A 21028-nucleotide genomic window follows, 5' to 3' on the forward strand; every position below is an offset into this window, starting at 1 on the left:
GCCCACCTCACATGCGGAAGATGCCGAACTTGGTGTCTTCGATCGGCGCATTGCGCGTGGCCGACAGGCCCAGCGCCAGCACGCGGCGGGTGTCGGCGGGGTCGATCACGCCGTCGTCCCACAGCCGCGCCGTGGCGTAGTAAGGGTGGCCCTGGTCTTCGTACTGGCGGCGGATGGGGGCCTTGAAGGCTTCTTCTTCCTCCATGCTCCACTGGCCGCCCTTGGCCTCGATGCCGTCGCGCTTGACGGTGGCCAGCACGCTGGCGGCCTGCTCGCCGCCCATGACGCTGATGCGCGCGTTGGGCCACATCCAAAGGAAGCGGGGCGAATACGCACGGCCGCACATGCCGTAGTTGCCCGCGCCAAAGCTGCCGCCGATGATGATGGTGAACTTTGGAACACTCGCCGTGGCCACGGCCGTGACCAGCTTGGCGCCGTGGCGGGCGATGCCTTCGTTTTCGTATTTGCGGCCCACCATGAAGCCGGTGATGTTCTGCAGGAACACCAGCGGAATCTTGCGCTGGCAGCACAGCTCGATGAAGTGCGCGCCCTTTTGCGCGCTCTCGCTGAACAGGATGCCGTTGTTGGCGATGATGCCCACGGGCATGCCCTCGATGCGCGCAAAGCCGCACACCAGGGTGCTGCCGAAGCGGGCCTTGAACTCGTCGAACTCGCTGCCGTCCACCACGCGCGCAATGATCTCGCGCACATCAAAGGGCTTGCGCGTGTCCACGGGGATCACGCCATACAGCTCTTCTGCTGCAAATTTAGGAGCTACCGGGGCTTGATCAGCGGGCGCAGGGGCCTTGTTTTTATTCAAATTGCGCACTGCCGTGCGCGCCAGCTGCAGCGCATGCAGGTCGTTCTGCGCCAGGTGGTCGGCCACGCCCGACAGGCGCGTGTGCACGTCGCCACCGCCCAGGTCTTCGGCGCTCACCACCTCGCCCGTGGCGGCCTTCACCAGCGGTGGGCCGCCCAGGAAGATGGTGCCCTGGTTCTTGACGATGATGGATTCGTCGCTCATGGCGGGCACGTAGGCGCCGCCGGCCGTGCAGCTGCCCATGACCACCGCGATCTGCGCGATGCCCTGGGCACTCATGTTGGCCTGGTTGTAGAAGATGCGGCCGAAGTGGTCGCGGTCGGGGAACACGTCGTCCTGGTTGGGCAGGTTGGCGCCGCCGGAGTCCACCAGGTAGATGCAGGGCAGGCGGTTCTGCGCGGCCACCTCTTGGGCACGCAGGTGCTTCTTCACCGTCATGGGGTAGTAGGTGCCACCCTTCACCGTGGCGTCGTTGCACACGATCATGCAGTCCACCCCGCTCACGCGGCCGATGCCTGCGATCAGGCCCGCGCCGGGTGCGTCGTTGTTGTACATGTTCAGCGCCGCCAGCGGGGCCAGCTCCAGAAAGGGCGTGCCGGGGTCCAGCAGGTTGGCCACGCGCTCGCGCGGCAGCAGCTTGCCGCGTGCGGTGTGTTTGGCGCGGGCTGCCTCGCCGCCGCCCTGGGCAATCTTGTCTTGCTGGGCGCGCAGGTCATCCACCAGCGCGCGCATCGCGGCGGCGTTGGCCTGGAAGTCCGCCGAGCGGGCGTTGAGTTGGGTGTCGAGAATGGTCATGCTGTAGTGCTTCTTGGGTGTTTCACGCGGTCTTGGCTTCGACCAGACCGAGCTGGTCCTTCATCTCGTCGCGGATCTTGAACTTCTGGATCTTGCCCGTCACCGTCATCGGAAAGCTGGTGACAAAGCGGATGTAGCGCGGCACCTTGTAGTGCGCAATCTGGCCCTTGCAGAAGGCGCGGATTTCGTCTTCGGTCGGCCGGGTGCCGGGCTTGGCGATGATCCAGGCGCAGAGTTCTTCGCCGTATTTCTGGTCGGGCACGCCCACCACCTGCACGTCCTGCACCATGGGGTGGCGGTACAAGAATTCTTCGATCTCGCGCGGGTAGATGTTTTCGCCGCCGCGGATCACCATGTCCTTGATGCGGCCGACGATGTTCACGTAGCCCTCGGCGTCCATGGTGGCCAGGTCGCCGGTATGCATCCAGCCGCCTTCATCAATCGCCTCGCGGGTCTTGGCCTCGTCGCCCCAATAGCCGTGCATCACCGAATAGCCCTTGGTGCAGAACTCGCCGCGCTGGCCGATGGGCACTACCGCACCGGTGTGGGGGTCCACGATCTTGATCTCCAGGTGCGGCTGTACCTGGCCTACGGTAGAGACGCGCTTAGGCAAAGGCGTGTCGGTGCTGCTCTGGCAGCTCACGGGGCTGGTCTCGGTCATGCCGTAGGCGATGGTGATCTCGCGCAGGTTCATCTGCTCCACCACGCGCTTCATCACCTCGGTGGGGCACGGCGATCCGGCCATGATGCCGGTGCGCAGGGTGCTGAGGTTGAACTCGGCAAAACGCGGGTGGTCCAGCTCGGCGATGAACATGGTGGGCACACCGTGCAGGCCGGTGCAGCGTTCGTCCTGCACCGTCTGCAGCACCGTGAGCGGGTCAAACCCGTCGTTGGGGTAGACGATGGTGGCGCCATGCGTGAAGCAGGCCAGGTTGCCCAGCACCATGCCAAAACAGTGGTACAGCGGCACGGGGATGCACAGCCGGTCTTCGGGCGTGAGCTTCATGCATTCGCCAATGAAGAAGCCGTTGTTCAGGATGTTGCGGTGCGTGAGCGTGGCCCCCTTAGGAAAGCCCGTGGTGCCGCTGGTGAACTGGATGTTGATGGGGTCGGTGGCCTGGAGGCCCGCCGCGACCTGCGCCAGGCGCGGGTCGGCCGCGTTGCCGCGTGCAATCAGCTCGGTAAAGCGCAGGAGACCGGGCTCGTCGGCGCCCTGCCCTGCTTCGTCATCAATCCACACCACCGTCTTCAGCTGCGGCAGCTTGGCCGCGTGCACGTGGCCCGGCTGCTGGCCCTGCCACTCGGGCGCCAGCTCGCGCAGCATGCCCAGGTAGTCACTGGTCTTGAAGCGTGCCATGCTCACCAGCAGCTTGCAGCCCACCTTGTTCAGCGCGTATTCGACCTCGGCCGTGCGATAGGCCGGGTTGATGTTGACCAGCACCAGGCCCACCTGCGCGGTGGCCAGTTGCATCAGCACCCATTCGGCGTTGTTGTGCGACCAGATGCCCACGCGGTCGCCGGGGGTGAGCCCCATGCCCAGCAACGCGCTGGCCAGGCGGTGGGCCTCGGTCTGCAATTGGGCATAGGTGTAGCGGCGGCCCTGGTGCACGCTGACCAACGCCTCGCGCTCGGGCTGGCGGGCCACCATGTCGGCAAAAAAGGCGCCGATGGTCTGCTCGATCAGGGGAACGTCGGTGGCGCCACGGGCGTGGCTGTCCACCAGCGGTGCGGAGTTCGTTGCGGCTGCGCTGCTCGTCACGGGTGTTGTCTCCTCGGCTCTGTCATCCGGCCCTGCGCCGCAAGAAGATGCGGGCGGGCGATCCGTAAGCATAGAAGCCTGAACCCCTTGCGGGTGGACACAATGGTTGCAAATCGTGCCACGGCTGGCACACTCTGCGGCGTGAAACCGCCTGCCCACCCCGCCCATCGCCTGCCCGCGCCCGCCACAGCCCCTGCCGCCACGCCCATCGCCTTCGTGCGCGCCATTGTCCTGGCCTATGAACGGCGCGGCCTGAGCCCCGAACGCGCGCTGGCCCAGGCACAGATTGCGCCGCAGCTGCTGCGGGACGACAGCGCCCGCATCACCGCCTGGCAGATGGAGCGCATCTCCGACGCCGCCATGCAGGAGCTGGACGACGAAGCCCTGGGCTGGTTCACCCGCCGCCTGCCCTGGGGCAGCTACGGCATGCTGGCGCGCGCCAGCATCAGCTCGCCCACGCTGCAGGTGGCCCTGGCCCGCTGGTGCCGCCACCACGGGCTGCTGACGGACGACATTGCCCTGCACCTGACCACCGAGGGCGACACCGCCACCCTGGCCATCACCGAGGCGCGCGACCTGGGCGTGCTGCGCGAGTTCTGTCTGGTCTCTGTATTGCGCAATGCCCACGGCCTGGCCTGCTGGATGGTGGACTCGCGCATCCCCCTCATCGCCGCCGAATTCGCATTCGATGCGCCACCACATGCCGATGCCTATGCCGTGCTGTTCCGGGGCCCCGTCACCTTCCACGCGCCGCGCACGGCCATCCACTTCGATGCCCGCTACCTGCACCTGCCCCTGCGCCGCGACGAGCAGGCCCTGCGCCAGATGCTGCAACACGCACTGCCCCTGACCGTGCTGCACTACCGGCGCGACCGCCTGCTGGTGCAGCGCGTGCGCCAGCTGCTGGCCGCGCCCCTGCCGGGGCAGCCCGCCCATGCATTGCCCCAGCACAGCGCCGAATCATTGGCCACGCTGCTGCATGTATCGCCGCGCACCTTGCACCGGCAACTGAAGGAAGAAGGCGCCACGCTACAGGGCTTGAAGGACGAGGTGCGCCGCACCCGCGCGGTGGAGCTGCTGCACCGCACGCAGCGGCCCATCAAGCAGGTGGCGGAGGCGGCGGGGTTTGAGAACGAGAAGAGTTTTATCCGCGCGTTTCGGGGGTGGACGGGGCAGTCGCCGACGGAATTTCGCAAGGGAAAGCTGGAGAGTGCGCTGCATGACACGGAGAAGAGTCCGTAGATAGCACGCCTGGGTGAGCCTGACAGGCCAATGCGGACGGTGCGTCCCATCTCGGCAAAAGACGCACATGCCCACACAAGCTCATGAACACAGTCGCTGAGCTTGAGGCGAGCCCCGGCAGTTCGTGCATTATTGGCCCATGGTGAATCACGATCTTTCTTCCGAATCTGGCCTGATGGACGAGGCGCTGCGCCTCGCACGCGAGGGGCTCTACCGCACCTCGCCGAATCCCCGTGTGGGCTGCGTTCTGGTCGGGCGCGAGGGAAAGGTGATCGGCAGGGGCTCTACCCAACGGGCCGGCGGCCCCCACGCCGAGGTCATGGCCTTGCGGGATGCAGCGCAGCAGGGGCACGCGGTGGCAGGCAGCACGGCGTATGTCACGCTGGAGCCCTGCTCGCACCACGGCCGCACCGGCCCGTGCTGCGATGCGCTGGTGGCTGCCGGCGTGGCGCGCGTGGTGGCGTCGTTGCCCGACCCGAACCCCCTGGTCGCAGGGCGCGGCTTTGCGCGGCTGCGCGCCGCGGGCGTGGCTGTCGAAGTGGGCCTGGGCCGCGATGAATCCCGCGAACTCAACCTTGGTTTTTTCAGCCGCATGGTGCGCAAGACACCGTGGGTCCGACTCAAAGTGGCAGCCTCTTTGGATGGCATCACGGCCCTGAACAATGGCGCCAGCCAATGGATCACGGGCCCAGAGGCCCGCGCGGACGGCCACCACTGGCGCGCGCAGGCATCTGCCATCCTGACCGGGATTGGCACGGTGCTCGCGGACAACCCGCGGCTGGATGTGCGCGAGGTGGCCACGCCCCGCCAGCCCCACGTGGTGGTGGTGGACAGCCGAATGCAGCTGCCTGCGGATGCCGCGCTGTTCCATGCCGAGCGCTCGGTGTACATCTACTCTGCCATCGACAACCCACCCCAGCGCCAGGCACTGGAAGCGCGCGGAGCGATCGTGACCTTGCTACCCAACCCCGAAGGAAGGGTGGACCTGGCGGGTGTGCTGCGGGACCTCGCGCAAAAGGAGATCAACGAGCTGCATGTGGAGGCCGGCGGAATCCTCCATGGAGCCTTGATCGAGCAAGGTTTGGTGGACGAGCTGATCGTGTACCTCGCACCCAAGCTGCTCTGCGCTGGGCGGGGGATGTTGGTGGCGAGCCCGCTGTCCGAGCTTTCGCAGGCGCAGGGGTTGCGCTTTCAGTCCGTCGAGCGGGTGGGCGAGGATTTGAGGGTGCTGGCGCGGGTTGCCGGGCGTGATGAGTTTGCGTAACAAGCCTATGGGTGTTGTTGCGCAGGCGTGCCGGCAGCACTGGCGCACGGGGCGCAGCGCGCGCTTCACCAGTAGTTGAGAAAAGCCGCCACGCTACCCTGGAGAGCATGCGAACTTCCGAAACACGCATCAGCGAAATAAAGCCTCGCTGGAAAGCCCTGCCAGTGAGACAAGCTGGCGCCATTGAGCCTAACTCTGAAAGCTGAAAAGCTCCCATGCTCCACCTCCACCACTGCATCAGCGCCCGGTCCTTCCGCCCCCTGTGGATGCTCGAAGAACTGCAACTCCCCTACCAGCTCCACATGCTCCCCTTCCCACCCCGCGCCAAGGCGCGGTGGTTTCTGGACGAGAACCCACTGGGCACGGTGCCGCTGCTGGTGCAGGGCGATGTGCGCATGACCGAGTCCGCGGCCATGTGCCAGTACCTCGCGGCCACGCACCCCGATGCGGGGCTGGACGTAGCGCCCACGCACCCGGCGTATGGCGCCTATCTGAACTGGCTGCACATGAGCGATGCGACGCTGACCTCTCCGCAGACGCTGGTGCTGCGCTATGGCCGCTTCGAGCCCGCAGAGCGCCAGCAGCCACAGGTGGTGGAGGACTACACGCGCTGGTTTCTGGCCCGGCTGCGGGCGGTGGAATCGGCCGTGGCACGCAGCGACTACCTGTGCGCGGGCCGCATCACGGCGGCGGATGTGGCGGTGGGTTATGCGCTGTTGCTGACGCAGCACCTGGGGCTCGTGCCGCAGTTCGGCACAGCCACGCAGGTGTATTGGCAGCGGCTGCAGCAGCGGCTGGGCTACCAGAGGGCGATGGCTGCGCAGATGCGCGCAGCCGCCGAGCAGGACGTGCCCCTGACTCCAGCGCCTGACACGCGGCCTTGATGGAGCTGTTGCGCAGGGCGCGCGGACCTGAACTGGCGCGCCTTACGCTCCCTCAAGACGCTTTCTTGCCACCGCCCATCGTGCCCTGCAGCACTTTGACCAGATGTTCTTTGGCTTCGGCCAGCTGGGCCTTGTCCGTATCGTGGACCTTGCGGAAGAACGCGGCGCATTCGGCAGAGCCGGCGGCTTCGGCATCTTTGATGTACTGGTCGTAGGCCAGCAGGGCCTGGGCCTTGTTCTGCATCAGCGTGATCCAATCGTAGGCCAAGTCGCTCAGCGGATGGGGGTCGGCGGGTTTTTCTTGCATGGAAGTCTCCGAAACTTTTTAAGGGTGAAGAAAAGCAAAAAGGGTGCGTGCACACGCACCCTTTGTCTCGAGGCCGGTTGACGCGAAGGACGCGCTGACCTGGATCAGCGGCCGTCGCCGTCAGAGTCGCCGGGTATGGCCCGTTCGGCCGCGTTGCTCACGCGTTGCCATGCGTCGCGCGACGCGTGCTTGGCATTGGCCCAGTCCAGTGACGACGCGCCGCGGGCGCGGCCCCAGTCGCGGCTCAGCTCGGGTTCCAGGTCGTCAAAACTGCGGCCGGGGTAGCGCGTGTACGAATCCAGGCCGTAGCGGTAGGCAGGCTGGTAGTCGTCATATGTGGAGCCGGGGCGGGCATAGGGACGGGAGGTGTAGTTCTCTCGCCAGTAGGTGTCCTCCGCCTCCGGATCGACCTTGACGTTGCGGCCCATCACGGCACCGGCAACGGCGCCCACGGCGGCACCAATGGCAGCGCCCACCGGGCCCGTCACGCCGCCCGCCAGCGCGCCGGCCGTGGCGCCGCCAGCCACCCCGCCGACCGCGCCGCCCAACACTGCGCCAGTGCCGGTTTTTGTTTCAGGTTCCAGGTTGCGGTGGGTGGGGGTCATTGCATCGTTGCGATCGCTCATGGGGGTCTCCTTCAGAGGGTTGGTGCGGCGTGGCCCGCTGCTGTTGCGGCGCCGCAGGTGGGTTGCAAAACTCCACCGTAATGCCGCAGCGCCCGCGCGGGCCGCTGCAACTTCCCAAACCCTTGAAGGCGCACACCTACACGGCGGGCCGCACGATGTCTCCAGCCCCGGCTGTCAGCAACCCAGCAGGCCCGGCAGATCCGCCATGCTCTTGAACACGTGCTGTGCACCCGCGGCCCGCAGCGCGGCGCCGTCACCCAGCGGGGCAAAGCCCAGTACGGTGGCCCCGGCCGCCACGCCCGCGGCGACGCCGATGGCAGAGTCTTCCACCACGGCGCAGCGGGCCGGGTCGGCCCCCAGGGCGGCGGCAGCGGCCAGGTACACGTCGGGCGCAGGCTTGGTGCGCGGCACCTCGTGCCCGCTGAAGATGCGGCCTTCAAAGTACGGCATGAGGCCGACCTTGACCAGCTGCATCTCGACCTTGAAACGGTCGGCGCCCGAGGCGCAGGCGATGCGCCCGCCGTGGTAGGCGTGCACGCGCTCGATCGCGGGGTGGATATGGTCGATGGCCAGCAGACGTTCGGTGAGTGCGATGTTGCGCCGCTCGTAGAACTGCGCCATCCATTCGTCCGTCAGCGGGCGGCCGGTTTCGGCTTCGATGCGGGCGGTGGCGCTGCGCACGGTGCGGCCGATGAAGTAGTCCATGCACTCCTCGTGGGTGATGGCCCAGCCGGCTTCGTTGAGCATTTGGCGCAGCACGCCATTCGTAATGGGCTCGCTGTCCACCAGCACGCCGTCGCAGTCAAACAGGATTGCTTCAAATTTCATAGCTGCTTGCGCTTACCCAGCAAGCGCTGGAGGCATATTTCATTAGAATAATCAATGACACCCGGCGGTGGGCGGCTCAGGCGCCGACATCGCCATCCACATAGCACCACCGCCCGCCTTCACGCACAAAGCGGCTTGTCTCGTGCAGACGAACGGCGCGGCCGCCCACGCGGTGGCGGGCGACGAATTCCACTTCGGCATGGTCGGCGTCGTGCACCCGGTGGCGGCGCACTTCCAGGCCTAGCCACTTGGCACCGGGCTCGAAGTCGAGCCGCGCAGGGCGGCGGCTGGCGTGCCAGGTGGCCAGCAGGTAGTCGGCCCGCTCGCACACAAAGGCCGTGTAGCGCGACCGCATGAGGTGCTCGGCGTCGGGCGCGGGCTGGGTCTCCCATTGGTCCAGGTAACGGCCGCAGCAGGCGGCGTACGGCACCGGACGGGCCTTGGCGCCTGCACCCTGCAGGCGCCCGCAGGGGCAGGGCATGGTGGGCGTGGGCGCTGCCGCCACTGCCGTCACCGCAGCACTCCGAACACGCGGCGCAGGATGTCGCTGCCCGCGCCAGCAGGGTTCTGGCGGATGCGACGCTCTTCCTCGCCAATGATGGTGTAGAGGCCGTCCAGCGTCTTGCCGGTGACGTACTGCGCCACGTTGGACTCCTCGGGCTTCAGCAGCCCGAAGCTGGCGGCCTTGCCGGCCACGGCGTTGTATTTGGCTGTCAGGCCCACTTTGTCGGTAGCCTGCTTCACAACGGGCAGAAAGCGCTCGCCCAGCGGGGCACGGGTTTTTTCGGCAAAGAAGGCAGTGACCGAGGTGCTGCCGCCGGTGAGGATGTTCTTGGCATCGGTCACCGTCATGGTCTGCACGGCCTGCACCAGCAGGTCCTTGCCCAGCGGCACGGCGGCCTCGGCCGCGCGGTTCATGGCGGTGACGAGCTCGTCCACCCGCCGCCCCTGGCCCAGCGACTTGAGCACCTTGCCCGCGTCTTCCAGATAGCCGGGCAGGCCGATGCGCACGCGCGGGTTGCCCAGAAACCCGTCCGTGCGGCCCAGCAGCAGCACGGCGGCCTGGGCGCCCTGGGTGAGTGCGGCCTTGACGCCGCGCGAGGCCTCGGCCGAGGACAGGTCGGCCAGCGTGAGGGCCTGGGCCGTGGAGTGTGTGCCCAGGGCCCAGGCGCCCCACAGGGCGGCAGCGGTGGCGTTGTGGAAGTGGCGGCGGTGCATGCGAAGAGGGGAAGAAGCGGGAATCAAAAGGGTGACCGTGCAGGGGCTTGCCAATGTCCGTGGCGGGCGGTCGTTGGCAAGCACAAAAGGACACGGTGCACTGCGATTTTCGCCGAGCCGCGCGGAGCAGCCATGAGCGGCCCTAGTAAAGCCCTTGAGCGGGGCGCCAGCGCACGGCCACACCCTACTTCAGTCGGGTTGTCGCCACGCCGTGCCGCGCCAAAGATCAGCGCCCAGGGCGCGCACCTGTTGATGCACGCGCTGCCTGTTCGTTCTTCGCTGTTTTCTTTTCCCCCAACTGGTTGCTGACCTATGACCCTGACCCTTGCCCACGGGCGACGCACCGCGCCCGGCCCCGCCGCTGATTCCCTGCCTGCACCCGCCCAGCCCGGGCACCACGCGCCGCCCTGGCGCCTGGCACTGCTGAGTGCCGCGCTGGCCCCTGTGCTGCTGCTGGCCGGCTGCGAGACCACCAATATGCGCATGGGCAGCGCCGAGGCCAAGACCGTGGCCACCGGCAGCGCGGCGGGTGGCGCTTCCACAGGCGCCAGCAGTTCGCTGGAGCGCTGCGAGAGCCCGCTCGGCACGGTCTCGCTGATCGAGAACCAACAGGCCGGCTGGTACACCGTGCTGCGCGACCAGTACCGCCTGCCGCCCACGGCCAACCTGCTGCGCCTGCTGGTGCAGCAATCCAACTGCTTTGTGGTGGTGGAGCGCGGCGCGGCCGGCATGAACGCGATGACACGCGAGCGCGCGCTGATGCAGTCGGGCGAAATGCGCCAGGGCAGCCAGTTTGGCCAAGGCCAGATGGTGGCCTCAGACTATGGCCTGTCGCCCGAGATCGTGTTCCAGAACAACAACGCGGGCGGCGCTTCCGCGTCACTGGGCGGCCTGGTGGGTGGCCGCGCAGGCGGTCTGCTCGCGGCCATTGGCGGCAGCATGAACACCAAGGAGGCAAGTGCCCTGCTCACGCTGATCGACAACCGCTCGGGCGTGCAGGTGGCGGCGTCGGAAGGCAGCGCCGCCAAGACCGACTTTGGCGCCATGGGCCAGTTGCTGGGCGGATCGGGCGGGGCCCGCATGGGTGGCTACTCCAACACGGCCGAGGGCAAGGTGATTGCTGCAGCCTTCATGGACGCGTTCAACCAGATGGTGCTGTCGCTGCGCAGCTACAAGGCCCAGACCGTGCGCGGCCAAGGCCTGGGCGGCGGCGGGCGGCTGAGCGTGGACGGCGCTGCGCCGCCTTCGCAAACCTCGGCGCCCCGCGCGGCGGCGGTGCCAGTGTCCACCGGCGGCGGGAGCATCACCAACGGCCTGGGCCTGCGCGACGCACAGGCCCGCCTGAACGCCCTGGGCTACGACGCAGGCACGCCCGACGGCGCCATGGGCGGGCGCACGGCGGCGGCACTGCGCGCGTTCCAGAAGGACCAGGGCCTGGCACAAACCGGACGGTTGGACGGCGCGACGGCGGCGGCGCTGGCGGCCAAATAGGCAGGTCAGCAATCCGGGGGCTGCGCCATGCGCGGGCCCTCGCCAGTGCTGAAACACGCACCTGTAAAAAAACTCCCCGTGCGGTTCGCGCGGGGAGTTTTTTTTATCCAAGGGGCAGTGTCCGCCCCTTCCGCAGCGCGGATCAATCCTTCACGTAGCAGGCCTTGGTGGGGAGGACCAGATCCACATAGCTCTCCACGTCCGAGGCGGCCGGGAACACGGTGGGGTTCTGGTCCGACATCAGGCACAGGCGCGTGCCTTTGCGGGCCCACACCACGCGGTCGGTGCGGCCGTTGGGCTGGCTCCATGCGCCCCAGAATGCGTTCAGCGTGGCCGTGCTGCCGGTGCGGTCAAACACGAAGCTTCCCAGGTCGGTCATGGGGCCGCTGACCGTGGCAGGGCCGGTGCAGTCGGCACCGGTGTAGGTGGCAAAGGTCATCGAGGCCGTGGCGCGCGAATCGCCCTGGCGAGTGATTCGCCACAGGTTGCGGGCCCAGACGCCGGGGCGGGGCTGCACGCACAGCTCCTGCTTCCAGTCGCCGTCGGGCAGGCCGGCTGTGGCCGTAGCGCAGCGCACTTCCACCGTGGTCACGTGGCCCGAAGCGACCGTGCCGGTGCCGTTGGCCACTGTGCAGCTCTGGCCGGCGGGCTGGGTGCGCACGGTCACCGCATAGGCCGTGCCGCCGGCTTGTGCCGTCGCAAACGTGAAGCCGCCGTTGGCCCCCACGGCCAGGTCGTCGCGCCCATTGTTCTGCAGCACCAGGCCGCTGCCAGACAGGCCCGTGACCGAGCCACCCACGGTATAGGTGGCGGCGGCCAGGTTCTCGCAGCGCACCTGCACATCGCGCACGTTGCCCGTGGCAGTGCCCGTGCCCTGCGCCACGGTGCAGCGCTGGCCTGCCGGCTGGGTCTTAACGGTGACGGCATAGGGCACGCCATGGTCCAGTCGGGTGGTGAATTCGAAGTTGCCGTTGGCGCTGAGCGAGAGGTCGTTGTTCGCGTTGTTCTGCAGCGTCACGGTGCGGCCGGCGGCTAGGCCGCTGAGCGCGCCGCCCACGGTGTAGGCGCCCACCACGGGCGGCGCGGCGCCATCGTCATCACCGCCGCCACAGGCAGCCAGCATGGCAAGGACCAGCGCTGCAGGTGCGGCGCGCAGAGCGGCGTGGCGGTGGCGTTGGCGTGTGGAGAGGGTGGGGGTCATGGGCAGAACACTCCTTGAAGACATGCGAGGGATGGACAAAGGGGGCACAGCGGGTTGGCCCGGCTGGCCCCATGGGCCGAAGCGGAAAAGAGGGCGGATTCTGTGCAGCGCTTGCTGCGGCGCGGAACCCTACCGACGTAGGGTTTGCGCGTGCAGCCCTGCCGCGCACACTTGGCAGAATCCGCGCATGGCGAGGACGCCCTACCCTGGCCGCCCGCCACGGCGCATTCCGAGGTCGGTGCCGCCTTCATGCCCGACTTCTCCCGCCCTCCCGCTCTCCCGCTTCTCTTTCTGCTTGACCGCCCGCCCGCCGCCCATGTCTGCCTATGCCCTCATCCTGGACGACCACCCCCTGGTGGCCCGTGGCGTGGCCGAGTTCCTGCGCGCGCGCCTGCCGCAGCTGGAGGTGGTGGTGGCCGGTGGCGCGGACGACCTTCTGCGCTGGGTGGACGAGCGGGGCACGCCGGCGATAGCGCTGATCGACTTTTGGCTGGCGGAAGGCGCTGCAGTAGGCCTCATAGCCCAGGTGCGCAGCCACTACCCCGGCACGCCCATCGCCGTGATCAGCGGCGACGATGACCCGGCCGTGATGGAACAGGCCAGGCAGGCCGGCGCGCAGGGCTTCATCCACAAGCAGGCGGCGCCGGAAACGTTTGGCGTCGCGGTGGAAGCCCTGCTGAGCGGGCAGACCTGGTTTACGCCGAGCACGCTGGGCAGCCAGCCGCCGCGCAACCGCGACCTGCCGGTGACCCCGGCCGAGCTGGGACTGTCCGCGCGCCAGGGCGAGATCCTTGCGCTGGTGCTGCAGGGGCTGCCCAACAAGCGCATCGCCTTGCAGCTGGACATTGCCGAGAGCACTGTGAAGGAGCACGTCACGGGCATCCTGGAGCGGCTGAGGGTGCGCACCCGCGTCGAGGCCATCACCCTGCTGCGCGGGCGGCGGCTGGAACTGTCGTGACACGCCTTGCCCGCACGGTGGTGGTGGCCGTAGCGTTGTGCTTGCTGTTCAGCCTTCCTGCTGTAGCCCAGTTACCGAACCAGGACCTCGCCGAGCTGGACCGGCTGCAGACCCTTTCGCAACGCAACAGCGCCCGGGCCGTGCAGGCGCTACAGGCCGCCGCCACCCGGTTTGCCAACGCGGCCGATGTTGTGACCCGGCGCACCTACCTGGCGGCGGTGACGGACGCAGCCTTCGAGACCGGGCAGACCACGGTCGTGACCGAAGGCATTGCGAAACTGAAGGAGCTTGCGGCTGCGCACAATGATGTGTCCACGCAGGTGCTTGCCGTCTGCTTCGAAGCTCGTCAACTGGCCGTGGCCGGAAAAATTCGCGCTGGGCTGGACGCACTGGCGGGCGAAGCGGCCGCGGCCGAGCAGGTGCCCGACCCGTGGGTGCGCTGGCTCTACCACCTGACGCTGGGCGCCCTGCACAGCAGCAACGGACAGTTCGAAGCGGCGATGACGCACCTGCTGCGCAGCCTGGACCTCTCGCGCACGCTGCCGCGCCAGGCAGCCACGTCCGAGCTGCGGTCGCGCACCCACCTGGAACTGCTGCACTTCGACATGAAGAACCCGGACCGCGCGCTGCAGGCCATCCGCGAGGCGCTGCCGCTGGCCGAAAAACTGGACGCCCAGCAGGCGCTGGGCTGGCTGCACTTGCACCGTGGCAATGTAGAAAACGTGCGGGGCAACCTCGACACCGCCATGGCGGCGTACCGCCAGTCCCTGCAGATCGCCCGCGCCGGCGGGCTCACCGGTCTGCGCGCCACGGCACTGAACAACCTGGGCGATCTGCTGCTGCAGCGCAGGGCGTATGCAGAGGCCGAGCCCGTAATGCGCGAGGCCATGGCCACGTACCGCGACGCGCACGAGCTGAACGGGGCCGCATTGGCACAGGCCAACCTGGGTTTTGCGCTGATGGGCCAGGGCCGCATCGCTGCAGGTGTGCATGAGGTGGAGGCCGGCATCCGGTTCGTGCACCAAGCAGGGAACCGGCCTATCGAGGAATTGCTGCTGGGCGAGCTCTCGCGCATGTACGAGCAGGCGGGGCTGTACCGCGAAGCCATGGACACCACGCGCAAGCAGCAGGCGCTGGCGAAGGAGCTGTTTCACACCGAGCGCGACCAGGCCGTGGCCGCGCTGCGGGAGCGTTTCGACAGCGCCGAGCGCCAACGCCAGATCGACCAGTTGGCGCAGGCCAATCAGCTCCAGTACGCCGAGCTGCGCGTGCGGCGCCTGCAGCAGATCGGCCTGGCCGCCACGGTGGCGCTGGCCCTGCTGGCGGCGGGTGCCAGCTACTGGCAATACCGCCGCACCCGCAGGGCCAACGATGCTCTCGCGGCGGCCCGGCGGCAGGCCGAAGGCGCACTGGCCGAGAAGAACCTGTTCCTCGCCACCGCCAGCCACGACCTGCGCCAGCCCGTGCATGCCATGTCGCTGATGGTCGAGGCGATCAGCCTGCGCAACAGCGACCCGGCTCTGCGCCCCCTGGTGGCAGACCTGCGCACCAGCATGCAGGCCATGAACCAGCTGTTCAACGCGCTCTTGGACCTTGCGCGCCTGGAATCCGGCCAGCCGCTGGGCGCCAAGGGCGCCGTGGACTTGAACGTGCTGCTGGCGGATGTGGTGCGCCTGTTCCGCGAACAGGCCAGCGCCGGTGGCCTGGCCATTCACCTGCGGGTTCCGAAGGCGCGCGCCACCGTGTGGGCCCAACCCTTGCTGCTGCGCCAGGCGCTGGCCAACCTGGTGCAGAACGCAATTCGCTACACCCCCCAAGGCAAGGTGCTAGTGAGCGTGAGGGCGCGCGGCAGCGATTGGCTGGTGGAAGTGCGCGACACCGGCATCGGCATCGCCGCGGCCGACCAGGCCCGCGTGTTCAGCCCCTACTACCGGGGCGATCGGGCGGACCAGATGAACGATGCCGGCCACGGATTGGGGCTGGCCGTGGTGGCGCGCTGCGCCGAACAGATGGGTGCCACCTACGGCCTGTTGTCGGGGGCGGGCCGGGGCTCGTGTTTCTGGCTGCGGCTGCCGGCCCACACCACCGCTACCACCGCTGACGCCGCTGACGCCGCTGCGGTGGCGGCGACTGTGCCATCCGCCCCGGAGGCCGGTCACCGGAATGGGATGGCCGTGGTGCACCCGCTGCACGGCCGCTGCCTGGTGCTGGACGACGACCGCCAGGTGCTCACGGCCTGGCGCGCCATGCTGGACGCCTGGGGTGTGACGGCTGTGTGCGCCACCACGGCGGCCGAGGCGCATGCCTGCCTGGACGGCGGGTTCGAGCCCGATGCCATCTTCTGCGACCAGGGGCTGCGCTCGGGCGAAAGCGGCTTTGACGTGCTGCGCACCCTGCTGGCCCGCTGCCCCGCCGCACGCGGCGCCATGATCAGCGGCGAGTTCAAGGCCCCCGCACTGCAGGACGCCGAAGACGAGGGCTATCTGGTGCTGCGCAAGCCGGTGGATCCGGCCGAGCTGCACGCGGTGCTGGCCCAGTGGCTGAGCCAGGTCGAACATGCACAAAAAGTGGCTATAGCGCTCTCCCAGTAAGCGCAAGAAGCTATATTTTCAATAGCATCATGCCCCATCGGGCAACCACTGCCGCAACAAGGCATGCAGGTGCTCCGGCGGCACCGGCTTGCGCAGCACTAGATAGCCCTCCTCCTCGGCCTGGCGCAGCGCGGGCGAATCCCATTCACCGCTGACCATGGCCAGCGCGGCGTCGGGGCACAGCGCCTGCAGGCGCTGGAGCAAGGCGAACCCGCTTTCGCCCGAGCGCAGCCGCTGGTCGCACAGGATCGCTTGCGGCGCGAAGCCCTGGGCCAGACACGCCAGCGCCTCGGCACCGTCGGCTGCGCAGCGCACCTGCACGCCCCAGTCCTGCAGCAGCTGCTGCCAGCCCGCGGCAGCTTGCGGGTCGTCTTCCACCACCAGGCAGCGGCCGTGAAGGCTGCCCTGCGGCGCCACAGCGGCGGCGCCGCCGCGGGGGGCTTCGCTTGCCGCAGCGCTGCGCAGCCGCAGCCAGAAGCGAGAACCCCGGCCCAGGCGCGACGCCAGGCCCAGCGGCGCTTCCATCAGCTCGGCGCAGCGCGCCACCACGGCCAGACCCAGACCGTAGCCAACGTCATCCGCGTCTGCCGCGCGCGCGGCGTTGTGGCTTTGGGTGAAGGGCGCGAAGATGCGCTCGCGCTCCTCGGCGGCCACGCCGGGGCCGGTGTCCCACACCTCCACCTGCCAGTGCCCGGCGCGGCGGCGCACTGCCAGCAGCACGCCGCCGTGCTGCGTGTAGCGCAGCGCGTTGTGCACCAGGTTGACCACGCATTGGCGCAGCAGCATGGGGTCGGCCTGCACCCGCGTACCGACAGGCGGCAGGCGCAGGCGCAGCGCCAGCCCCCGCGCGCGTGCCGATTCGCCCAGCAGCGTGGCCACCTCGTGCAGCAGCGGCGCCAGCGCAACGGGTTGCAGGCGCGCCTGCACGGCGCCGGCTTCGATGCGCGACAGATCCAGCAGCGCGTTGCACATCCACTGCAGCGACTGCACGCCCTGGCGCAGGTCCTGCAACGTGCCAGCCAGCGCTGCGTCGCGGTTGCGCAGCGCTACGGATTCGGCCAGCAGCCCCACAGCATGCACGGGCTGGCGCAGGTCGTGGCTGGCGGTGGCGAGGAATTGGTTCTTGACGGAGAGTGCCTGTTCGGCCTCGCTCTTGGCGGCGCGGAAGCGTTCGCTCAGCTCGACATTGCGCACGAAGAACTGGTGGCTGATCCGCGCATTGCGAAAGAAAACTGCAAAGAGCAGGTACATGGGCAGCAGATACAACCAGTGCTCCGGAAAAACGTACGGCACCGACAGCAGCGTGACGGCGAACCCGGACAAAAAGAACCCCTGGTAAACCGCCAGCACCGCCGACTGGTGTGTGGCATTGGCGGCAAGCACCATCATGGCTCCGCTGAGGAATGCCATGCGCATTTCGAAGGGAGCGCCAGGCCCTGCGCAGGCCGCCACGCTCATCAGCAAAGCACCGTACACCGCCGCCAGAGCCGGCACGCGCCGCAGCCAAATCGCCAGCAGCGCAGCATCGCCCGTGTGGGCCAGCCGCGGTCTGTCACGCTGCCACAGCCGCCAAACGTACCAGGCTACGCCTGCGAGGCACAGGGCGGCCACCCACCACAGCGTAATGCTCTGCGGCCACAGCCCCAGGGCCCCAAGCCATGCCGAGCCGGGCAAACCGAGCACCGGCATGATGAGACAGCCGTTGCGGACGCGCAGGAAGGCGGTGTCCAGCAGCTGCAGCCGGGCGTCCGGAGGCAGCGCAGACCAGGAGGGGACAAGCTCGGGAGGGGTACTCATGCGGGCGATATTCGCACGGGCAGGCCTGCCCCTGAAGGTTGAACGGCTACGCCAGCGCGCGCTGGATGATGATCTTCTGCACGTCGCTCGTGCCTTCGTAGATCTGGCATACGCGCACGTCGCGGTAGATGCGCTCCACCGGGAAGTCGTTCACCACGCCGTAGCCGCCCAGCGTCTGGATGGCGGCGCTGCACACGCGCTCGGCCATCTCGCTGGCGAACAGCTTGGCCATGGCCGCTTCCTTCAGACAGGGCTTGCCCGCATCGCGCAGCGCAGCAGCGTGCCAGATGAGCTGGCGCGCGGCTTCGATCTGCGTGGCGCAGTCGGCCAGGCGAAAGCCCACGGCCTGGTGGTTGAAGATGGCGGTGCCGAAGCTCTCGCGCTCCTTCGAATAGGCCAGCGCCGCGTCGAACGCGCTCCGCGCCATGCCCACGCTTTGCGCGGCGATGCCGATGCGCCCGCCTTCGAGCGCGCCCAGGGCAATCTTGTAGCCCTCGCCCTCGGCACCGATCAGGTTCTCGGCCGGGATGCGGCAGTTGTCAAAGTTGATCTGCGCGGTGTCGCTGCTGTGCTGGCCGAGCTTGTCTTCGAGCCGCGCCACCACATAACCGGGGTTGCTGGTGGGCACCAGGAAGGCGCTCATCCCCTTCTTGCCCGCGCCCTTGTCGGTGACGGCGATCACGATGGCCACATGGCCGTTCTTGCCGCTGGTGATGAACTGCTTGACGCCGTTGATCACGTATTCGTCGCCCTGCTTTACCGCCGTGGTGCGCAGAGCGGAGGCGTCGGAGCCCACATGCGGCTCGGTCAGGCAGAAAGCGCCCAACATCTCGCCGCGCGCCAGCGGCGTGAGCCAGTCGCGCTTTTGCTGTGCATTGCCATAGCGCATGAGGATGGCATTGACGGGGCAGTTCGTGACGCTGATGGCGGTGCTGGTGCCGCCGTCACCGGCTGCGATCTCTTCAAGCACCAAAGCGAGCGTGAGGTAGTCGAGGTTGGCACCGCCAAACTCTTCGGGCACGCAGATGCCGTAGGCGCCCAGGGCGGCCAAGCCCTGGTGGGCTTTCTTGGGGAAGTGGTGTTCCTTGTCCCAGCGCGCGGCGTGGGGCCAGAGCTCGGTCTGGGCAAAGTCGCGCACCGCGTCGCGGATCATTTCCTGGTCTTGGGTCAGCAGCATGGGGGGTGTCTCCGGAAGTCGTTGTTCGTTGAGAAGAATTACCAGTGCGCAGCCCGACGGCCGTCGTGGTGCAGCAGGCGGCCCTTGTCGGCCGGGGTCAGGCCCGCCACCGTGCTGCGCAGGCCGCGCACGCTGTCCTCCACCGTGAGCGGGGCGCTGTCGCCGCCCATGTCGGTCTGCACCCAGCCGGGGTCGATGGTGACCAGCGTGGCGCCGGGGTAGTCGTGCTGTGCGGCGGCCACGGCCATGTTGAGCGCGGCCTTGCTGGTACGGTACAGCCAGGAGCCGCTGTTCGGCACGCTGCCGATCTGCGACATGGAGGACGAGATGAACGCAAACACCCCGCCTGCATCGGCCACCAGCGGGGCCACCTGCGGGATGGCCTGCATCGCGCCCAGCACGTTGGTGTGCATGACGGCATCAAAGTCCTGCTGCGTGGGCGGCGTCAGCGCGTTCGGGCGGCGGATCACCCCGGCCACATACCAGGCGATGTCGATCTTCTCGCCATCGAGCTGCCAGGCCAGGCCGCTGATGCTGGCGGGGTTGGCCACATCCACCGTCAGCGCCTCGGCGCCCAGGGCCCGCACACGCTCGCGGCCCGCGTCGTCGCGCACGGTGGCGATCACGCGGCGGCCCGCCTCGGTGTACTGGCGCACCAGTTCCAAGCCAATGCCCCGAGAAGCGCCGATGACAAGTATGGAATTCATTTTCAAGCCAAATCAGCCTCTAGCGCTTATCAGCTAAGCGCTAACAGCTATCAAAACAGAAGCAATCATGCATCTGCACAACCACCCGGCAGTGCCGGGTGGGGCCATCACACCGGTTACACCAGCTCCAGCGCCACGGCAGTGGCCTCGCCGCCGCCGATGCACAGCGTGGCCAGGCCCTTGGTCAGGCCACGGGCCTTGAGGGCGTGGATCAGCGTGACCATGATGCGCGCGCCGCTGGCACCGATGGGGTGGCCCAAAGCGCAGGCCCCGCCGTTCACGTTGACTTTGTCGTGCGGCAGGTTGAGCTCCTTCATCAGCGCCATGGGCACCACGGCAAAGGCCTCGTTGATCTCCCACAGTTGCACGTCGCCCACTTGCCAGCCGGCCTTGGCCAATGCCTTCTGCGTGGCGCCCAGTGGAGCAGTGGCAAACCATTCGGGCTCTTGCGCGTGGGTGGCGTGGCTCACGATGCGGGCCAGGGGCTTGGCGCCCAGCTTCTTGGCGGTGGACTCGCGCATCATCACCAGCGCGGCGGCGCCGTCGTTGATGCTGGAGCTGGAGGCGGCAGTGATGGTGCCGTCCTTCTTGAACGCAGGCTTCAAGGTGGCGATCTTTTCGAGCTTGACCTTGCCGGGGCCTTCGTCCACCGACACCACGCGCTCGCCGCTGCGGTCCTTCACCGTCACGGGCACGATTTCGGCAGCGAAAGCGCCGGACTCGGTGGCCGCCTTGGCGCGCTGCACGCTGGCGGTGGCAAAGGCGTCTTGCTGCTCGCGCGTGAAGCTGTACTTGGCGGCGCAGTCTTCGCCAAAGGTGCCCATGCTGCGGCCTGCTTCGTAGGCGTCTTCCAGACCGTCGAGCATCATGTGATCGAAGATGCGGTCATGGCCCAGGCGGTAGCCGCCACGGCCTTTTTGCAGCAGGTAGGGGGCGTTGGTCATGCTCTCCATGCCGCCCGCCACCATCACGTCGTGCGTGCCCGCCAGCAGCATGTCGTGCGCCATCATGGCTGCCTTCATGCCCGAGCCGCACATCTTGCTGAGCGTGACGGCGCCCGCGCCCTTGGGCAAGCCGCCCTTAAAGGCCGCCTGGCGTGCGGGAGCCTGGCCTTGCCCGGCCATCAGGCAGTTGCCGAACAGCACTTCGCCCACGGCGTCGGGCGACACACCGGCACGCTCGATGGCGGCCTTGATGGCAGCGCCGCCCAGGTCGTGCGCCGCCAGGCTGGAGAAGTCGCCCTGCAGCGAGCCCATGGGGGTGCGTGCCGCGCCGACGATGACAATGGGGTCTTGGGTGGTTGTGGACATGGTGAGATCTCCTTAGAAAGGTGTCTGAGGCAAATTGGGTAAAGGAAAAGGTG

General features: G+C 68.0%; 18 protein-coding genes. 6 read left to right on the forward strand and 12 right to left on the reverse strand.

The window, feature by feature from the left end; translation table 11 throughout:
• Positions 1–7: 7 nt before the first annotated feature.
• On the reverse strand, positions 8–1615 hold the full coding sequence (locus ACK4HJ_RS02315; RefSeq protein WP_409827327.1) for a carboxyl transferase domain-containing protein: 1608 nt from the start codon (positions 1613–1615) through the stop codon (positions 8–10).
• A 22-nt stretch (positions 1616–1637) separates the two neighbouring features.
• Positions 1638–3374, reverse strand: coding sequence for an AMP-binding protein (locus tag ACK4HJ_RS02320; protein ID WP_409827329.1), 1737 nt, complete (start codon positions 3372–3374; stop codon positions 1638–1640).
• A 102-nt stretch (positions 3375–3476) separates the two neighbouring features.
• Between ACK4HJ_RS02320 and ACK4HJ_RS02325 the strand changes: the two genes are divergently transcribed.
• The 3 genes from ACK4HJ_RS02325 to ACK4HJ_RS02335 all read left to right on the forward strand — a co-directional run bounded on the left by ACK4HJ_RS02325 (position 3477) and on the right by ACK4HJ_RS02335 (position 6764).
• Positions 3477–4616: an AraC family transcriptional regulator gene (locus tag ACK4HJ_RS02325; protein WP_409827331.1), complete on the forward strand. Its 1140-nt coding sequence runs from the start codon at positions 3477–3479 to the stop codon at positions 4614–4616.
• 139 nt (positions 4617–4755) lie between these two features.
• Positions 4756–5880, forward strand: a complete 1125-nt coding sequence (ribD, locus tag ACK4HJ_RS02330; protein WP_409827333.1) for a bifunctional diaminohydroxyphosphoribosylaminopyrimidine deaminase/5-amino-6-(5-phosphoribosylamino)uracil reductase RibD — start codon at positions 4756–4758, stop codon at positions 5878–5880.
• Positions 5881–6095: 215 nt separating this feature from the next.
• Positions 6096–6764 carry a glutathione S-transferase family protein gene (locus ACK4HJ_RS02335; protein ID WP_409827334.1) on the forward strand — a complete coding sequence of 223 codons (669 nt, stop codon included), beginning with the start codon at positions 6096–6098 and terminating at the stop codon, positions 6762–6764.
• 52 nt (positions 6765–6816) lie between these two features.
• Here ACK4HJ_RS02335 and ACK4HJ_RS02340 read toward each other — a convergent pair whose 3' ends face one another.
• The 5 genes from ACK4HJ_RS02340 to ACK4HJ_RS02360 form a co-directional block, all read right to left on the reverse strand.
• Positions 6817–7071: a hypothetical protein gene (locus ACK4HJ_RS02340; protein WP_409827336.1), complete on the reverse strand. Its 255-nt coding sequence runs from the start codon at positions 7069–7071 to the stop codon at positions 6817–6819.
• A 104-nt stretch (positions 7072–7175) separates the two neighbouring features.
• Complete coding sequence (locus ACK4HJ_RS02345; protein ID WP_409827338.1) at positions 7176–7697, reverse strand: glycine zipper domain-containing protein; 522 nt, start codon at positions 7695–7697, stop codon at positions 7176–7178.
• A 174-nt stretch (positions 7698–7871) separates the two neighbouring features.
• Positions 7872–8525 (reverse strand): HAD family hydrolase, encoded by a 654-nt coding sequence (locus tag ACK4HJ_RS02350; RefSeq protein ID WP_409827340.1) that lies wholly within the window; start codon positions 8523–8525, stop codon positions 7872–7874.
• Positions 8526–8601: 76 nt separating this feature from the next.
• A complete protein-coding gene (locus ACK4HJ_RS02355; RefSeq protein WP_409827394.1) occupies positions 8602–9006 on the reverse strand; it encodes a YchJ family protein in 405 nt (134 codons plus the stop codon).
• A 29-nt stretch (positions 9007–9035) separates the two neighbouring features.
• Positions 9036–9743 carry a DUF4197 domain-containing protein gene (locus ACK4HJ_RS02360; protein ID WP_409827342.1) on the reverse strand — a complete coding sequence of 236 codons (708 nt, stop codon included), beginning with the start codon at positions 9741–9743 and terminating at the stop codon, positions 9036–9038.
• 312 nt (positions 9744–10055) lie between these two features.
• Between ACK4HJ_RS02360 and ACK4HJ_RS02365 the strand changes: the two genes are divergently transcribed.
• Positions 10056–11234 carry a peptidoglycan-binding protein gene (locus ACK4HJ_RS02365; RefSeq protein WP_409827344.1) on the forward strand — a complete coding sequence of 393 codons (1179 nt, stop codon included), beginning with the start codon at positions 10056–10058 and terminating at the stop codon, positions 11232–11234.
• 142 nt (positions 11235–11376) lie between these two features.
• On the opposite strand, the gene ACK4HJ_RS02370 is transcribed toward ACK4HJ_RS02365, so the two are convergent.
• On the reverse strand, positions 11377–12435 hold the full coding sequence (locus ACK4HJ_RS02370) for a hypothetical protein (RefSeq protein ID WP_409827346.1): 1059 nt from the start codon (positions 12433–12435) through the stop codon (positions 11377–11379).
• Positions 12436–12751: 316 nt separating this feature from the next.
• Here ACK4HJ_RS02370 and ACK4HJ_RS02375 point away from each other — a divergent pair, with 316 nt between their 5' ends.
• Positions 12752–13393: a LuxR C-terminal-related transcriptional regulator gene (locus tag ACK4HJ_RS02375; protein ID WP_409827348.1), complete on the forward strand. Its 642-nt coding sequence runs from the start codon at positions 12752–12754 to the stop codon at positions 13391–13393.
• On the forward strand, positions 13390–15984 hold the full coding sequence (locus ACK4HJ_RS02380) for an ATP-binding protein (protein ID WP_409827349.1): 2595 nt from the start codon (positions 13390–13392) through the stop codon (positions 15982–15984). Before ACK4HJ_RS02375 ends, ACK4HJ_RS02380 begins: the two co-directional genes overlap by 4 nt.
• A gap of 27 nt (positions 15985–16011) precedes the next feature.
• Here the strand turns inward: ACK4HJ_RS02380 and ACK4HJ_RS02385 are convergent, their stop codons facing one another.
• The 4 genes from ACK4HJ_RS02385 to ACK4HJ_RS02400 all read right to left on the reverse strand — a co-directional run bounded on the left by ACK4HJ_RS02385 (position 16012) and on the right by ACK4HJ_RS02400 (position 20975).
• Positions 16012–17781 (reverse strand): hybrid sensor histidine kinase/response regulator, encoded by a 1770-nt coding sequence (locus ACK4HJ_RS02385; RefSeq protein WP_409827351.1) that lies wholly within the window; start codon positions 17779–17781, stop codon positions 16012–16014.
• A gap of 46 nt (positions 17782–17827) precedes the next feature.
• Positions 17828–18958: an acyl-CoA dehydrogenase family protein gene (locus ACK4HJ_RS02390; RefSeq protein ID WP_409827353.1), complete on the reverse strand. Its 1131-nt coding sequence runs from the start codon at positions 18956–18958 to the stop codon at positions 17828–17830.
• Between the two features lie 38 nt (positions 18959–18996).
• Positions 18997–19665: an SDR family oxidoreductase gene (locus tag ACK4HJ_RS02395; RefSeq protein ID WP_409827355.1), complete on the reverse strand. Its 669-nt coding sequence runs from the start codon at positions 19663–19665 to the stop codon at positions 18997–18999.
• Positions 19666–19781: 116 nt separating this feature from the next.
• On the reverse strand, positions 19782–20975 hold the full coding sequence (locus ACK4HJ_RS02400; RefSeq protein WP_409827357.1) for an acetyl-CoA C-acyltransferase: 1194 nt from the start codon (positions 20973–20975) through the stop codon (positions 19782–19784).
• Between the last annotated feature and the right edge of the window lie 53 nt (positions 20976–21028).

Origin of the sequence: Acidovorax sp. (assembly GCF_046294525.1) — a bacterium.
GTDB lineage: Bacteria > Pseudomonadota > Gammaproteobacteria > Burkholderiales > Burkholderiaceae_C > Acidovorax.

Coding starts and splice junctions, on each gene's coding strand:
- ACK4HJ_RS02365 (WP_409827344.1), top strand. CDS start 10,056: ATGACCCTGACCCTTGCCCACGGGCGACGCACCGCGCCCGGCCCCGCC.
- ACK4HJ_RS02400 (WP_409827357.1), bottom strand. CDS start 20,975: ATGTCCACAACCACCCAAGACCCCATTGTCATCGTCGGCGCGGCACGC.
- ACK4HJ_RS02390 (WP_409827353.1), bottom strand. CDS start 18,958: ATGCTGCTGACCCAAGACCAGGAAATGATCCGCGACGCGGTGCGCGAC.
- ACK4HJ_RS02345 (WP_409827338.1), bottom strand. CDS start 7,697: ATGAGCGATCGCAACGATGCAATGACCCCCACCCACCGCAACCTGGAA.
- ACK4HJ_RS02370 (WP_409827346.1), bottom strand. CDS start 12,435: ATGACCCCCACCCTCTCCACACGCCAACGCCACCGCCACGCCGCTCTG.
- ACK4HJ_RS02355 (WP_409827394.1), bottom strand. CDS start 9,006: ATGCCCTGCCCCTGCGGGCGCCTGCAGGGTGCAGGCGCCAAGGCCCGT.
- ACK4HJ_RS02395 (WP_409827355.1), bottom strand. CDS start 19,665: ATGAATTCCATACTTGTCATCGGCGCTTCTCGGGGCATTGGCTTGGAA.
- ACK4HJ_RS02385 (WP_409827351.1), bottom strand. CDS start 17,781: ATGAGTACCCCTCCCGAGCTTGTCCCCTCCTGGTCTGCGCTGCCTCCG.
- ACK4HJ_RS02340 (WP_409827336.1), bottom strand. CDS start 7,071: ATGCAAGAAAAACCCGCCGACCCCCATCCGCTGAGCGACTTGGCCTAC.
- ACK4HJ_RS02335 (WP_409827334.1), top strand. CDS start 6,096: ATGCTCCACCTCCACCACTGCATCAGCGCCCGGTCCTTCCGCCCCCTG.
- ACK4HJ_RS02325 (WP_409827331.1), top strand. CDS start 3,477: ATGGTTGCAAATCGTGCCACGGCTGGCACACTCTGCGGCGTGAAACCG.
- ACK4HJ_RS02375 (WP_409827348.1), top strand. CDS start 12,752: ATGTCTGCCTATGCCCTCATCCTGGACGACCACCCCCTGGTGGCCCGT.
- ACK4HJ_RS02360 (WP_409827342.1), bottom strand. CDS start 9,743: ATGCACCGCCGCCACTTCCACAACGCCACCGCTGCCGCCCTGTGGGGC.
- ribD (WP_409827333.1), top strand. CDS start 4,756: ATGGTGAATCACGATCTTTCTTCCGAATCTGGCCTGATGGACGAGGCG.
- ACK4HJ_RS02315 (WP_409827327.1), bottom strand. CDS start 1,615: ATGACCATTCTCGACACCCAACTCAACGCCCGCTCGGCGGACTTCCAG.
- ACK4HJ_RS02350 (WP_409827340.1), bottom strand. CDS start 8,525: ATGAAATTTGAAGCAATCCTGTTTGACTGCGACGGCGTGCTGGTGGAC.